Source organism: Streptomyces sp. NPDC039424 (genome assembly GCF_055639495.1).
The window spans coordinates 109,736-123,924 of sequence record NZ_JBVKAI010000016.1 but is presented as its reverse complement, the minus strand read 5'-3'; the positions used below and the strand labels follow the sequence as shown (position 1 = coordinate 123,924).

At 73.0% G+C, this 14,189-nt stretch carries 10 protein-coding genes; 1 reads left to right on the top strand and 9 read right to left on the bottom strand.

The genetic code is table 11. The features are described from left to right. Nucleotides 1-751: 751 nt before the first annotated feature. A complete protein-coding gene (locus ACZ7L0_RS32070) occupies nt 752-946 on the bottom strand; it encodes a hypothetical protein (protein WP_471246033.1) in 195 nt (64 codons plus the stop codon). Between the two features lie 578 nt (nt 947-1,524). Here ACZ7L0_RS32070 and ACZ7L0_RS32065 point away from each other — a divergent pair. Further along, the gene (locus tag ACZ7L0_RS32065; RefSeq protein WP_471246088.1) at nt 1,525-2,883 is read left to right on the top strand and encodes a serine/threonine-protein kinase; all 1,359 of its coding nucleotides are present in this window, start codon (nt 1,525-1,527) and stop codon (nt 2,881-2,883) included. Between the two features lie 75 nt (nt 2,884-2,958). Here ACZ7L0_RS32065 and ACZ7L0_RS32060 read toward each other — a convergent pair whose 3' ends face one another. The 8 genes from ACZ7L0_RS32060 to ACZ7L0_RS32025 all read right to left on the bottom strand — a co-directional run bounded on the left by ACZ7L0_RS32060 (nt 2,959) and on the right by ACZ7L0_RS32025 (nt 14,179). Further along, nucleotides 2,959-3,777: a TrmH family RNA methyltransferase gene (locus ACZ7L0_RS32060; RefSeq protein ID WP_471246032.1), complete on the bottom strand. Its 819-nt coding sequence runs from the start codon at nt 3,775-3,777 to the stop codon at nt 2,959-2,961. 63 nt (nt 3,778-3,840) lie between these two features. After that, nucleotides 3,841-5,085, bottom strand: coding sequence for a uroporphyrinogen-III C-methyltransferase (gene cobA / locus ACZ7L0_RS32055; RefSeq protein WP_471246031.1), 1,245 nt, complete (start codon nt 5,083-5,085; stop codon nt 3,841-3,843). A gap of 142 nt (nt 5,086-5,227) precedes the next feature. Further along, nucleotides 5,228-9,019 carry a nicotinate-nucleotide--dimethylbenzimidazole phosphoribosyltransferase gene (gene cobT / locus ACZ7L0_RS32050; RefSeq protein WP_471246030.1) on the bottom strand — a complete coding sequence of 1,264 codons (3,792 nt, stop codon included), beginning with the start codon at nt 9,017-9,019 and terminating at the stop codon, nt 5,228-5,230. Between the two features lie 346 nt (nt 9,020-9,365). Next, a complete protein-coding gene (cbiE, locus tag ACZ7L0_RS32045) occupies nt 9,366-10,580 on the bottom strand; it encodes a precorrin-6y C5,15-methyltransferase (decarboxylating) subunit CbiE (protein WP_471246029.1) in 1,215 nt (404 codons plus the stop codon). A 131-nt stretch (nt 10,581-10,711) separates the two neighbouring features. After that, nucleotides 10,712-11,350, bottom strand: a complete 639-nt coding sequence (locus ACZ7L0_RS32040) for a GNAT family N-acetyltransferase (RefSeq protein WP_471246028.1) — start codon at nt 11,348-11,350, stop codon at nt 10,712-10,714. A 160-nt stretch (nt 11,351-11,510) separates the two neighbouring features. Beyond that, entirely contained in the window at nt 11,511-12,344 is an 834-nt protein-coding gene (locus tag ACZ7L0_RS32035; RefSeq protein WP_471246027.1) for a MetQ/NlpA family ABC transporter substrate-binding protein, read from the bottom strand. A 66-nt stretch (nt 12,345-12,410) separates the two neighbouring features. Beyond that, entirely contained in the window at nt 12,411-13,148 is a 738-nt protein-coding gene (locus tag ACZ7L0_RS32030; protein ID WP_471246026.1) for a methionine ABC transporter permease, read from the bottom strand. Beyond that, nucleotides 13,145-14,179, bottom strand: coding sequence for a methionine ABC transporter ATP-binding protein (locus ACZ7L0_RS32025; protein ID WP_471246025.1), 1,035 nt, complete (start codon nt 14,177-14,179; stop codon nt 13,145-13,147). Before ACZ7L0_RS32025 ends, ACZ7L0_RS32030 begins: the two co-directional genes overlap by 4 nt. Nucleotides 14,180-14,189: the final 10 nt, after the last annotated feature.

Here is a 14,189-nt window from a genome sequence, read left to right as displayed (position 1 = left end):
CTCACCCTCGGCTTCACTCTGACCCCGGAGGGACCCCACCGCCCCAGCGGGAACGACTGCCCGCGGCTACGCGGGCGGTTCGACGACCGCCACCTCTGCCTGAGTGGGTGCCGGGCCAGCGATACCGACGCTCGCGGTGATGCGGGTTCGACAGCCGCCGCTCTGCCGAGAGGCACGGCCCCACGCCACCACTGCCCCGCGCCACGGCGAGGACGACAGTCGCCGCAGCACGAATGGACACCGGCCCAGCAGTACGACTGCTCGCCCCGACGCGGGGTCGACAACCGCCGCGACCGATGGCCACCGGCCCAACGCCACCGCAGCCCTCAGCCACGTCGAGGACGACAGTCGCCGCAGCACGAATGGACACCGGCCCAGCAGTACGACTGCTCACCGCGACGCGGGGTCGACAGCCGCCGCTGCCGGAGCGTCGCCCGCCCAGCCACCACAGCCTCCAGCCACGGCGAGAACGACAGCCAGCCGCACGGTTGTCCACAGCGGCGGCGGGTTCAGGGAGGCGTCGGCGACTGCGGGGCGGTGGTGTTGGGCGTCCGGCGCTTGGTGGAGGGCGCTGCGCGGAGTTGGGGCGTCGGTGGGTGGGCGTCTCCGGGAGAGGGCTCAGGGCACGGCAATGCCGGCGCAGCTCCCCAGCTGCGCCGGCATTTTTGCCGTCCGCCGCACCCCCGTCCCCACGGGGTTTCATGGGTGGATGTCCCCGCCCGGACCGCTCTTCCGGGCCTGGGGTCGCGGTTCAGCGCCCCAGCATCACGCCCACGGACGACGCCTGTGTGACCACTGCTTCCCAGCCGCCGAAGGCGTACACGAGCAGGGTCGCCAGGGGGAGGACCATCGCGGTCGCCACCAGGGGGTGGCGACGGCCGGTACGGCGGGGACGCGCGGTGCGTCCATGGGTGCGGATCAGTGTCCGCGGAGCCGTGTGGGCCATGGTCCCTCTCCTGACCGTCTCAGTTGTCGTTGGCAGCGGCGGGTGTCTGACCTCGGGGGACGAGTGCTGCACCCGCCGCTTGACCTCAAATCTAGGCGGGCGGTGAACGGCGGTCGTCATGCCTTCGTACCGAATGACGGGCCTCCCGAAGGATGAGCCGTGACCTGCGGCGTACTCCCCTGGGTGGAGACGCGGTCCCAGGTCTCGGGGTCTTCCCGGAGGGGGCGCCCGGAGTGCCCCCTCTTATCCGGGCTGTCCACCTGGAGGGCACCGGGGAACCCCCGCCGCGTGACTTCGCTCACTTCGACCGCGCCCGGCCGTACCGCCCCTGCGCACGGCGGCCCGCCCGGTCCGCGGCCGTCTCCGACCGGTCCGCTGTCAGGACCCCAATCTCCTTACCGGGAGCGGGTGTTGATGTCGCCGTGTGGTCAAAGCCGTGCTTGTGGAGGGCCCCTTGACCAGTCCTCAAGTCTCCCACCAGGCACTGACAATCCATCCGCCCCAGAGGGCGCGGCCTCTGCGCGCGGCGGGCCGTGGAAACGTAAGCTGTGCCACGTCACACGGACCGGGCAGCGGGGATGAACATGGCGATGATGCGCCTGAGGCGCGAGGACCCGCGCGTCGTCGGCTCGTTCAGGCTTCACAGACGGCTCGGCGCGGGCGGGATGGGCGTTGTCTACCTGGGCTCCGACAAGAAGGGGCAGCGGGTCGCTCTGAAGGTCATCCGGCCGGACCTGGCGGAGGATCAGGAGTTCCGTTCGCGCTTCGCGCGTGAGGTCTCGGCGGCGCGGCGGATCAGGGGCGGGTGTACGGCGCGGCTGGTGGCGGCGGACCTGGAGGCGGAACGGCCGTGGTTCGCCACGCAGTACGTGCCCGGGCCCTCCCTGCACGACAAGGTGGCCGACGAGGGTCCGCTCGGCGCGGCGGAGGCGGCCTCGATCGGCGCCGCCCTGTCCGAGGGGCTGGTCGCCGTGCACGAGGCCGGGGTGGTGCACCGGGACCTGAAGCCGTCCAACATCCTGCTGTCCCCGAAGGGGCCGCGGATCATCGACTTCGGCATCGCCTGGTCGACCGGTGCCTCCACGCTCACGCACGTCGGCACGGCGGTCGGCTCCCCCGGCTTCCTGGCACCCGAGCAGGTGCGCGGCGCCGCGGTCACCCCGGCCACGGACGTGTTCTCTCTGGGGGCGACGCTGGCATACGCCTCGACGGGCGACTCGCCCTTCGGACACGGCAGTTCCGAGGTGATGCTGTATCGGGTGGTGCACGAGGAGCCGCAACTGTACGGCGTACCGGACGCGCTCGCGCCGCTCGTACGGGCCTGTCTGGCGAAGGACCCGGAGGAGCGGCCGAGCACGCTGCAGCTGTCGCTGCGGCTCAAGGAGATCGCGGCGCGCGAGGCCCAGGGCCTGGCCGACGTACGGCCTCCCGCGCCGCGCGCCGCCGAGGCGGACCGGCCCACCGGGCGGCTCGCCGAGACCTATCCGGAGCCGCAGCGCGCCCAGCGGCGTCCGCAGCCTTCGCCGGGCACTCCGGCGCCGCGCGGTGGGGCTCCCGTGCGAGGCACGCCGCCGCGCGGTGGCGGTGTGCCGCGGGGTGGCGGTGTGCCGTCGCGGCCGGACGGGGCTCGGACCGGCGGGGCACGGACGACCCCGGCCTCGCGCAACACCACCCGGTCCGGCAGCGGGGGCCGTCCCGTTCAGCGCGGCGGGGCCGGTCGTCCGGGGCCGCGGCCGACGGGGACCGGGCGGCGGCCGGCCAATCCCCGGCTGCTGCGGCAACGGCTGTTCGTGTTCGTCGTGGTGACCCTGCTGGTGGCGCTCGGCATCGCGGCGGCCCAGGGCTGCCAGGGGCCGGCGCACGGGCTCGGCGGCGCCGGAAGTGTCGTACACGCGCAGCACGCGCGCGTGCATCTGCCGCCGGACGTCAGCAAGTAGCGCGCCCGGGGCCCGGCCGGATCCGCTCGCCGCGCCGCGGTACGGCCATGACGGCGTCCCGCACGACCGCCGCCCCTATGCGCCGGGGCGCCCCGTGGCCACCGCGTAGAAGGCGACCGCGGCCGCCGCTCCCACGTTGAGGGAGTCGACGCCGTGGGACATGGGGATGCGCACCCACTCGTCGGCGGCGACCAGGGCCTGGGTGGACAGGCCGTCGCCCTCGGCGCCGAGCATGAGCGCGACGCGGTCCATCCGGTGCGGGGCCGCCTCGTCGAGGGTCTTCGCCTTCTCGTCCGGGGTGAGCGCGAGGAGGGTGAAGCCGGCCTCGCGGACCGACTCCAGGCCCTTGGGCCAGGTGTCCAGGCGGGCGTAGGGCACGGAGAAGACCGCACCCATCGAGACCTTCACGCTGCGGCGGTAGAGCGGGTCGGCGCAGTCCGGGGAGAGCAGGACGGCATCCATACCGAGCGCGGCGGCCGACCGGAAGATCGCGCCGATGTTGGTGTGGTCGTTCACGGATTCCATGACCACCACCCGGCGGGCGTCCCGCAGCAGTTCGGCCGCCGTGGGCAGTGGTTTGCGCTGCATGGAGGCGAGGGCGCCACGGTGCACGTGGTAGCCGGTGACCTGTTCGGCGAGTTCCGGGTTGACCGCGTACACGGGGGCCGGGAGCTCGTCGACGACGTCGTGCATGACGTCGATCCACTTGGCCGAGAGCAGCATCGAGCGCATCTCGTAGCCCGCTTCCTTGGCCCGGCGGATGACCTTCTCGCCCTCGGCGATGAACAGGCCCTCGGCGGGTTCGCGTTTGCGCCGCAGCTCGACGTCGGTCAGGCCCGTGTAGTCGCGCAGGCGCGGATCGGCGGGGTCCTCAACGGTGATGAGATCGGCCACAGGGTGATACTGCCTTGTCCTGGGTGTGGTGCCAACGGCTCGGAACGGTTGTGTTACCCGCGGTTACTCGGCGGGGGCCGCGGAGGAGCGCGGGCCGACGGCGACGACGTCTCCGATGACGATGACCGCCGGCGGCTTCACCTCCTCGGCGCGCACGGTCTCGGCGACCGTGGCGAGGGTCGCGTCGACGCGGCGCTGGGCGGCCGTCGTTCCCTCCTGGACCAGGGCGACGGGGGTCTCGGGAGACTTGCCATGGGCGACCAGCGTCTCGGCGATCCGGCCGATCTTGTCGACGCCCATCAGGACCACCAGCGTGCCGGTGAGCTTCGCCAGCGACGGCCAGTCGACCAGGGAGCGCTCGTCGTCGGGGGCGACATGGCCGCTGACCACCGTGAACTCATGGGCGACGCCCCGGTGCGTGACCGGGATGCCGGCCGCGCCGGGCACCGAGATCGAGCTGGAGATGCCGGGCACGACCGTGCAGGGGATCCCGGCCTCGGCCAGCGCCTGGACCTCCTCCATGCCCCGGCCGAAGACGTAGGGGTCGCCGCCCTTGAGCCGCACCACGGACTTGCCCTGCTTGGCGTGCTCGATCAGCGCGCTGTTGATGGCCTCCTGGGCCATGTAGCGGCCGTACGGGATCTTCGCCGCGTCGATCACCTCGACGTGCGGCGGGAGTTCGGCGAGCAGGTCGCGCGGGCCGAGCCGGTCGGCGATGACGATGTCGGCCTCGGCGAGCAGACGACGCCCGCGCACGGTGATCAGGTCCGGGTCGCCGGGGCCGCCGCCGACCAGTGCGACACCGGGCGTGCGGGTGCGGTGGTGCGGCGCGACGAGCGTGCCGTCGCGCAGGCCCGCCACGACCGCGTCGCGGATCGCGGCGGTGTGCCGGGGGTCGCGACCGCGCGCCTCGGTGGTGAGCACGGCGACCGTGACGCCCTCGCTGTGGCCGGTGGCCGGGGTCCAGGCGGTGGCCGCGTCGGCGTCGTCGGAGCGGACGCACCAGACGCGGTGGCGCTCCGCCTCGGCCGAGGCCCGGGTGTTCGCCTCTTGGTCGCTGGTGGCGATGAGGGCGTACCAGGCTTCGGCGAGGTCGCCCTCGGCGTACCGGCGCCGCTCCCAGGTGATCTCGCCCGCGTCCGCCATGGCCTCGACCGACGGGGTCGCCTCGGGGGACACGAGGAGGACGTCCGCGCCGGCCGCGATGAGGGCCGGGAGACGGCGCTGGGCGACCTGGCCGCCGCCGAGGACGACCACGCGGCGGCCGGAGAGACGGAGGCCTACGGGGTAGGCGGGGTGTTCGGCCATGTGAGGTGCGGCTCCTCGTGCGGGCGGTGCGGTGGGCGCTGCGCCATCGGAGCGGCCCTGACGTGCGGATTTTAGGGTGTGGACGGGGCCGGCGGCCCGGGTGGTCCGGCGGTTGGACACCGGACCACCGCTGCCGGGACGCCTACTTCTCGGTTACCCCCGCCGAGTCGAACGTCGCCACCTCGTGCATCGCCCGTGCCGTGCTCTGCACCAGCGGCAGGGCGAGCAGCGCGCCCGTGCCCTCGCCCAGGCGGAGGTCGAGGTCGACCAGGGGGCGCAGACCGAGCTTGTTGAGGGCGGCCACATGGCCGGGTTCGGCGCTGCGGTGGCCCGCGATGCAGGCGGCGAGTACCTCGGGGGCGATCGCGCGGGCCACCAGCGCGGCGGCACCGGCGCTGACGCCGTCCAGGATCACCGGCGTCCGCAGGGAGGCGCCGCCGAGGAGCAGGCCGACCAGGGCCGCGTGCTCGAAGCCGCCGATCGCGGCGAGGACGCCGATAGGGTCGGCGGGGTCCGGCTGGTGGAGTTCGAGGGCGCGGCGGACCACCTCGGTCTTGCGGGCCAGCGTCTCGTCGTTGATGCCGGTGCCGCGGCCCGTCACCTCGGCCGGCTCGGCGCCCGTGTAGACGGCGATCAGGGCGGCGGACGCGGTGGTGTTCGCGATGCCCATCTCACCGGTGAGCAGCGCCTTGTTGCCGGCCGCCACGAGGTCGCGGGCGGTTTCGATGCCCACCTCGATGGCCTGCTTGGCCTCCTCGCGGGTCATCGCGGGACCGGCGGTCATGTCGGAGGTGCCCGCGCGGACCTTGCGGGGCAGCAGGCCGGGGGTGGCGGGCAGCTCGGCGGCCACGCCGACGTCGACGACGCACACCTCGGCGCCCACCTGGCTCGCGAAGGCGTTGCAGACCGCTCCCCCGCCGAGGAAGTTGGCCACCATCTGCGCGGTGACCTCCTGCGGCCAGGGGGTGACGCCCTGGGCGTGCACGCCGTGGTCACCGGCGAAGATGGCGACGGCGGCGGGCTCCGGGATCGGCGGCGGGCACTGCCGGGACAGGCCGGACAGCTGCGCGGAGATGATCTCCAGCATGCCGAGCGCGCCGGCCGGCTTGGTCATCCGCTTCTGCCGCTCCCAGGCCTCACCGAGCGCCTTGGCGTCCAGCGGGCGGATCTGAGAGACGGTCTCGGCGAGCAGGTCGTGCGGGTCCTCGCCGGGCAGCGCGCGACGGCCGTACGTCTCCTCGTGCACCACCCAGGACAGCGGGCGCCGCTTGGACCAGCCGGCCTGCATCAGCTCGGGCTCGTCCGGGAACTCGTCGACGTACCCGACGCACAGGTAGGCGATGACCTCCAGGTGCTCGGGCAGGCCGAGGGCACGGACCATCTCACGCTCGTCGAAGAAGCTGACCCAGCCGACGCCGAGGCCCTCGGCGCGGGCGGCGAGCCACAGGTTCTCCACCGCGAGCGCGGCGGAGTACGGCGCCATCTGCGGCTGGGTGTGCCGGCCCAGGGTGTGGCGTCCGCCGCGGGTCGGGTCGGCGGTGACGACGATGTTCACCGGGGTGTCGAGGATGGCCTCGATCTTCAGTTCCTTGAACTGCTTCGCCCGGCCCTTGGGGAGGGACTTGGCGTAGGCGTCGCGCTGGCGCATGGCCAGTTCGTGCATGCTGCGCCGGGTCTCGGCGGACCGGATGACGACGAAGTCCCAGGGCTGCGAGTGGCCTACGGACGGCGCGGTGTGGGCGGCCTCCAGGACGCGGAGCAGCACCTCGTGCGGGATCGGGTCGCTGCGGAAGCCGTTGCGGATGTCGCGGCGCTCGCGCATCACCTTGAGCACGGCCTCGCGCTCGGCGTCGTCGTAGCCGGGCGCGGCCGGGCCGGTGGACTGTCGTGCTTCTGCCACTGCGGCCGTGCTCTCTTCCTGGTCGGCGGCCCTGGTCTCCAGGTCCTCCGCGTGCTGTACGACGTCGGGGTGCGGCTCCTCGGCCGGGTGCGCCGGCGCGGGGTCGGCCCCTCGGGGTGCGGGGACCGTGGCGACGGGCTCCTGCGGGACCTGCGGCTGGTCCGGCGGGACGACGAGGTGCTGCGGCGGGGTCGGGGCCAGGTGCGGGGTGGTCGGCACCGAGCCGTCCACGGGCACGAACTGGCCCGGCGCGTGGTCCGGCTGCGCTTGCGTCGGAATCCCGCCGGGCAGCGGGGGTGCGGGGTCTGCGGGGGGCTGCTCGGCGGTGACCTCGGCCGGTACGAAATCAGCCGGTACGGCGTCGGGCTCGGGCGACGGAGCGTGCGGCGCGGGGGCCTCGGGGGCGACCGGCTCCGGGGCCGGGGGCGCCGCGTGCGCCTGGTCGGGCAGCTGCTGCGCCTCGTCGGCCTGCGGCCGGTCCTCCGGTACGAGGACGGCGGGCTGCCCGTGCTCCTCGGCCTGGGCGTGGCCGAGCTGCGGGCCCTGGATCTGCGTGGCGGTGGTGTCGCCGGTGGGTGTGGGCGCGAGTGCGGCTTCGGGGTCGGCCTGGACGGCCTCGGCCTCGGCTTCCGGAGCCACCGGGACGGGAGCGGGCGCGGGGGCCTGCGGGGTGTCGTCGGCGGGCGCGGCAAGCACCTCGGCCTCGGGGGCCGGGGTGGGCTCCTGGGCGGGAGCGACGGGCTGGGCGTCTGCGTCGGCAGGCTCTGCCTGGGGGTGGCCGGCGTCCGCTGCCGGTGCGGCCTCGGGTGCCTGGGCGGGCTCGGGGGCCTGGGCGGGCTCGGGGGCCTGGGCGGGCTCGGGGGCCTGGGGAGCTTCGGAAGCCGGAGCGGTCTCGGCCACTTCGGCGACCTCGGCGACTACGGCCACTTCGGCGACCTCGACAGCCTGCTCGGCCTCGGCGACATGGGCGGGTCCGGCGTCGGCCTGGGCGTGCTCCACGGACGGAGCGGCCACCGGAGGCTGTGCGGCCTCTGAGACCTCCGCGACCTCTGGGACCTCCGCAGCCTCCGCGCCCTCCAGGGTCTCCACCGTCTCTACGGCCTCGGCAACCGGCTCGTCCGCCACCTGCTCGTCCGCGCCCGCTGGGGTTTCCTCCGGTGCGAGCGCTCTCTCGGGTGCCGGGGCGGCGCCTACGGCCTCGGGTTCCGGCGTGGTCTCCGGAGCGGCTTCCGGGGCGTGGGCGCTGTCGCCGTGCCCGGTCATGTCCTGGGTGGTGTCAGGCTCCTGCTCGACCGCCTCGGCGGCCGTGTCGTGCGCCGCCACCTGCGCGGCGGCGGCGGTCTCCACGACGGCGCTCACCGTGGCGGCCTGCGTGGCGAGCCGGGCCACCGCGGCCTGGGCCGCATCCGACGGACCGGTGCCCGGGTCCGTCGCCGGGACGACCGTTTCGGTGGCCGGGACCTGAGGGCTCACCTGTGCCGCGGGCGCCGTCTGCGCCGCGCCCCAGGGGCTCGCGCCCTGGGGGGCGAGGTCGCGCAGCGGCTGGACGTCCAGGTACTCGGGGCCGGTGGCCGACGGACCGGGCTGCCGTACGGGCGCGCCCGCGGGACCGCGGTCGGCGAGGGAGCGGACCGGGCTGGCGGAGGCGTCGGGGATCGGCGGGCCGAGGTGCAGCGGACGGCGCGGGACCGAGGTGGCCGTCGGGTCGTGCGGGGCCGAGAGGATGGGGGACGGCGGGACGGACACGGGCCCCGTGTCGGGCAGGCGGACGCCGCTGAGGTCGACGGAGCCGCTGTCGCGGCCGTCCGTCTCGTGCGGGCCCGGCTCGTGGACGGCCTCGAGGACCGGCTCCGGAGCGGGCGGCGGCACCTCGTTGCCCCACGCGCCCTGGGCGCCCGGCAGCAGCAGGTCTTCGTCCTCGGCGGTGGTCTCGGAGAGGTAGGTGTACGCGCCGTGCGCGGAGACGCCCGGCTGCTCCACCATGCCCGCGCTCTCCGGCAGCCCCTCGCCCGGGACCTGGCCGGTGTCCGTCATGCGTACCCCTCGCCCATCGGTTAGTGCTCCTACGAACAGCTCACCCGGAACGGCGCACCGACCGCCCCGTAGTGAAGAACGAGCGTGCGTGCCCAGCGGCACGAACGGCCCGTCCGGAAAAGGCGACAAAGCCATTCAGTGTCATTGTCGCGGCCGTGCCGCCGTCGCGACAGCTTGATCCGCGACAGCCCGCTGTGGACTGCGCCACGTTGCGCGTCCTCCGGTTCTGCCGTACCACACCCGCCCCAAAGGGGGCGTGTTTTCCGGACATTGGCGAACGAATTTCCGGGCCACCCGGTGCGGTACAACGATCGGCCAGCCTACCGCGCGCGGTACGACAACAGGATCACGGGGCGCGATCCGGCAAGACCCCGCTGAGCAGGAACGCGACACTCCGTTCGGTCTCCCTCCAGGCCCGCGTGTCGAGTTCGACGGACTGCAGCAGGGCGCACTCGACCCGGTAGCCGTGCTCGGTCAGGTCCCGGCCGATCAGTTCGGCGGCGTCGCGGGTGGCGGCGTGGGCGACGATGCGCTGCGGGCGCCGGTCGGCGACCGCGGAGACCACGGCCACTCCCCCGCCGCCGACGCGGACCACGTCCGGTTCGGGCAGGTTCTCCAGGACGTGCGGGGCGGTGCCGCGCACGATCTGGATCTGCACCCCGAACCGGCGCGCGACCGCCTCGGTGCGGGCGCAGGCCTCCGGGTCCCGGTCGACGGCGATGACGGCGGCGCCCGCGCGCCCCGCCTCCGTGGCGAAGGCACCGCCGCCGCAGCCGATGTCCCACACCAGGTCGCCCACGCGCGGTCCCAGACGGGCGAGTTGGGCGGAGCGGAGCAGATTCGTCTCGCCTTCGCCGAGGCCGCCGCCGTACGCCTCGTCGGGCAGCACCCAGCCGCGCGGGCCGATTCCCGGGTCGCGGCCGGCGATCCAGCCGTCGCCCGCGGCCACCGGACCCGCCGGGCCGCCGATGACGATGACGACGTTGGGGTCGCGCCAGGTGTGGTCGGCGGCCTTGTCGGAGGTGACGACGGTGACCTGCTCGCGATCGGTGCCCAGTTCCTCGCAGATGACGAAGGTGCGGTGGACGCCCTCCAGGAGCAGGCCGAGTTCGGCGGGACCGGCGCCGGGTGAGGTGAGGACGGCGACCTTGGTGTGGGCGCGGCACACATTCACCGCGCGTCGCAGGGTGCGCCGGTGTGCGACGACCACCTGGGCGTCGTCCCAGGGCATCCCGGCCCGGGCGAAGGCGGCGGCGACGGCGGAGACGGCGGGCACGACCTCGACCTCGAGGCCGAACTCGGGTGCGCGCAGGGCCCGTACGACGCCGAAGAAGCCGGGGTCGCCGTCGGCGAGTACGACCGCGGTGCCGCGGTGGGCGGCGATGCGGCGGGCGGCCAGGGCGAGGCTGCCGAGGCGGATGCGCTCGGCGCGGGGCGGGACCTCGGGGAGCGCCAGGTGGTGGGCCGCACCCGCCACGAGAGTGGCGGCGCCCAGTGCTGAACGTGCCGCGTCGGTCAGCGGCGAGCCGTCCCAGCCGATCACCGTGACCCGGTCGGCCATCGTCGTCAGTCTCCAGGTTTTCGCAGGTCGTCAGGGTCCGAGCGCCCGCAGGCGGGCTCCGAGGGTACCTGGCGGAGCTGTCGGGCGCGCGGTGGGCGGTGTCGCCGTGGGTCGCGTCCGGTCGGTTCCCGTCAGTTCCAGTCGGAGAACGACGTGAAACCATCGCTGTCGGCGAGCTGCTCGCCCGCGCCCTCCAGGTCCTCCGGGAGGAGGCTCCACACGATGAAGTCGGTACGGACGTCCGTCCAGGTGCCGTCCTCCGTGCGGACGTGGGCTATGCAGGCGTTGCGCAGCACACCCTCGCTGATGCAGCCGATCTTCTGGGCGACCTGCTGGGAGGCGGTGTTGTCGGCGGCGGTGCGGATCTCGATGCGCTCGAACTTCTGGTCGCCGAGCAGCCACTGGGCGGTGGCGAGCGCGGATTCGGAGGCATAGCCCTCGCCGCGGGCCCAGGGGGCGATGATGTACGACAGTTCCGTCGACCGGATGTGCCAGTTGGTCTTGGTCAGCTGGACGATGCCGACCAGGCGCTGGGTGAGGAACTCGGTGACGGCGAGTTCCATGCCGCGGCCGGCGGTCCGTTCGGTGGGCGCCCACTCGGTGATCCAGTGCCGGGCGGCGTCCTCGGTGAACGGCTGGGGTACGTCGGTCCAGGCCCCGACCTGCTCGTCGTTCATCATCGCGGCCAGGGCGGGCACGTCGTCCTCGTCGAGGGGACGCAGCACCAACCGCTCCGTGCTGATGGAGATGTTGGGGAAGGTGCTAGTCATGCGCCGCTCCGTAACCGTCGGTGATCCTTCAGGGCCTGCTCAACTGCCCAGCATGCAGCATGAAAGCACTGAACCGCACAACGGGGTCCACTCCATGTGAGGGAGCGGACCCCGTGCGTGGCGCTACGCGCTGTACGCGCCGTCAGCCTTGCCGTCGGGCTCAGAAGGAGGCGATGACCGAGCCCTGGTACTTGTCCTCGATGAACTTCTTCACCTCGGGCGAGGTCAGGAGCTTCGCGAGCTTCTTCACCCGCGGGTCCTTCTCGTTGCCCTTCTTCACCGCGAGGAAGTTGCCGTACGGGTTGTTCTTCGCGGACTCCAGGACGAGGGCGTCCTTGGCGGGCTTCAGGCCCGAGGATATGGCGTAGTTGCCGTTGACCACCGCGGCGTCCACGTCGTCCAGGGAGCGCGGGGTCTGAGCCGCCTCGACCTCCTTGAACTTGAGGTTCTTGGGGTTCTTGGTGATGTCCCGCGGGGTTGCCGCGTTGCCCGCGCCGTCCTTGAGGGTGATGAGTCCGTTGGCGGCGAGCAGCTTCAGCGCGCGCGCCTCGTTCACCGCGTCGTTGGGGACGGCGATGGTCGCACCGCTCTTGAGGGCGTCGGCCTTCTTGACCTTGTGGGAGTACAGGCCGAGCGGCTCCAGGTGCACCGTGACGACGGGCACGATGTGGGTGCCGCGCTTGTTGTTGAAGTCGTCCAGGTACGGCTGGTTCTGGAAGTAGTTGGCGTCCACCGAGCCGTCCTCGGTCGCCGTGTTCGGCACGATGTAGTCCTGGAACTCCTTGACCTCCAGGTCCAGGCCCGCCTTCTTCGCCAGGTTCTTCTTGACGAAGTTCAGGATCTCGGCGTGCGGGGTGGGGCTGGCGGCGACGACCAGCGGGCCGCTGTAGTCGCCGGAGGAGGAGCTGTCCTTGTCCGAGCCGCAGGCGGTGAGCCCGAAGGTGAGGGCTCCGGCGGCGAGGACGGCGGTGGTGATCTTGGCGGTGTTACGCACGAAAAGTGCCTTTCCTTACGGTGGTGCGACCCCGCTGTGGGTGTGCGGGGAGTCTGGGAAGGGAGTTCAGGCGACCTTGCTCACGTCGGCCGCCGCGGGCTCCTTGGCCTTCAGCAGGCGGAGCCTCGGCGCGGGCCCGGAGCGGCCGCCGCGGTGGTGCAGGGAACGGGCCGCGTAGTCGCCGGCGAACTGGATGAGGGAGATCACGACCGCGAGGATCGCCACGGTGATCCACATCATCTGGGTCTCGAAGCGCTGGTAGCCGTAGCGGATGGCGATGTCGCCGAGTCCGCCGGCGCCGACCGTGCCGGCCATCGCGGAGTAGCCGATGAGCGCGACGATCGTGGTCGTGGTGCTGGAGATCAGGGACGGCAGGGACTCCGGTACGAGCACCTTGCGGACGATCGTCCAGGTGTTGCCGCCCATCGACTGCACGGCCTCGACGAGTCCGCCGTCCACTTCGCGGACAGCCGTCTCGACCAGGCGGGCGAAGAACGGGATGGCACCGATGGCGAGCGGCACGATGGCGGCCTCACGGCCGATGGTCGTTCCGGTGATCGAGCGCGTGAAGTCCATCAGCGCCACCATCAGGATGATGAACGGCATCGAGCGGGCGACGTTCACGATCTGCCCGACGACCTTGTTCGCGACGACGTTCTGCAGCAGCCCGCCCCGGTCCGTGAGGACGAGCAGGACGCCGAGCGGAAGCCCGCCGACGACGGCGATCAGCGTGGACCAGCCGACCATGTAGAGCGTGTCCCAACACGCCTGGGACAGCAGGGGCTGCATCTCGGACCAGGTCACTTGGCACCTTCCTTCACCAGCGCGGGCTCCTGCCCCAGGACGTCGATCTGCAGGCCCTGCTCGCGCAGGAAGCCGATCGGCACGACGTTGTCCTCGTAGCGGCCGGGCAGTTCGATGCGCATACGGCCGATCTGGAGGCCGCCGACGGTGTCGATGGCGGCGCCGAGGATCGATATGTCGATGTTGTAGGTACGCGAGAGCTGGGAGATGACCGGCTGGGTGGCGGCCTCGCCCTGGAAGGTGACGTCCAGGACGGTGCGGTCGGCGCCGGAGGCCTCGCCGGCCACCGGGAAGAGCGCGGAGGCCAGCTCGGAGCCCGGGGTGGCCAGCAGTTCGCTGACCGTGCCGGACTCGACGATGCGGCCCTTCTCCATGAGCGCGGCGGAGTCGCAGACCGCCTTCACGACGTCCATCTCGTGGGTGATGAGCAGGACGGTCAGGCCCAGCTGCCGGTTCAGGTCGCGCAGCAGCGTCAGGATCGAGCGGGTGGTCTCCGGGTCGAGGGCGCTGGTGGCCTCGTCGGACAGCAGCACCTTGGGGTCGCCGGCCAGGGCGCGGGCGATGCCGACGCGCTGCTTCTGACCGCCGGAGAGCTGGGCGGGGTAGGCCTTGGCCTGGTCGGAGAGGCCGACCAGGTCGAGCAGTTCGAGCGCCTTGCGGGAGCGGTCCCTGCCCGACTTGCCGAGGATCTCCAGCGGCAGTTCGACGTTGTCCTGGACGGTCCGCGAGGACAGCAGGTTGAAGTGCTGGAAGACCATGCCGATCCGGCTGCGGGCCCGGCGGAGTTCCCGGCCGGCGCGCTGTCCGCGCCCGGCGAGGGCGGTGAGGTCCTGTCCGGCGACGTTGACGGTGCCGGCGGTGGGACGCTCCAGCAGGTTGACGCAGCGGATGAGCGAGGACTTTCCGGCGCCGGACTGCCCGATGACGCCGTACACCTCGCCTTCGCGGACATGGAGGTCGACGCCGTCGAGGGCGGTGACCTCGCGGTCTCGGGACCGGTAGACCTTGGTGAGGCCCGATGTGGTGATCACGTGGGTTTCC

What these genes read in the sequence shown, in the direction of transcription:
- ACZ7L0_RS32070 (WP_471246033.1), bottom strand. Translation starts at nt 946, where the DNA reads ATGGCCCACACGGCTCCGCGGACACTGATCCGCACCCATGGACGCACC.
- ACZ7L0_RS32065 (WP_471246088.1), top strand. Translation starts at nt 1,525, where the DNA reads ATGAACATGGCGATGATGCGCCTGAGGCGCGAGGACCCGCGCGTCGTC.
- cobA (WP_471246031.1), bottom strand. Translation starts at nt 5,085, where the DNA reads ATGGCCGAACACCCCGCCTACCCCGTAGGCCTCCGTCTCTCCGGCCGC.
- cobT (WP_471246030.1), bottom strand. Translation starts at nt 9,019, where the DNA reads ATGACGGACACCGGCCAGGTCCCGGGCGAGGGGCTGCCGGAGAGCGCG.
- cbiE (WP_471246029.1), bottom strand. Translation starts at nt 10,580, where the DNA reads ATGGCCGACCGGGTCACGGTGATCGGCTGGGACGGCTCGCCGCTGACC.
- ACZ7L0_RS32040 (WP_471246028.1), bottom strand. Translation starts at nt 11,350, where the DNA reads ATGACTAGCACCTTCCCCAACATCTCCATCAGCACGGAGCGGTTGGTG.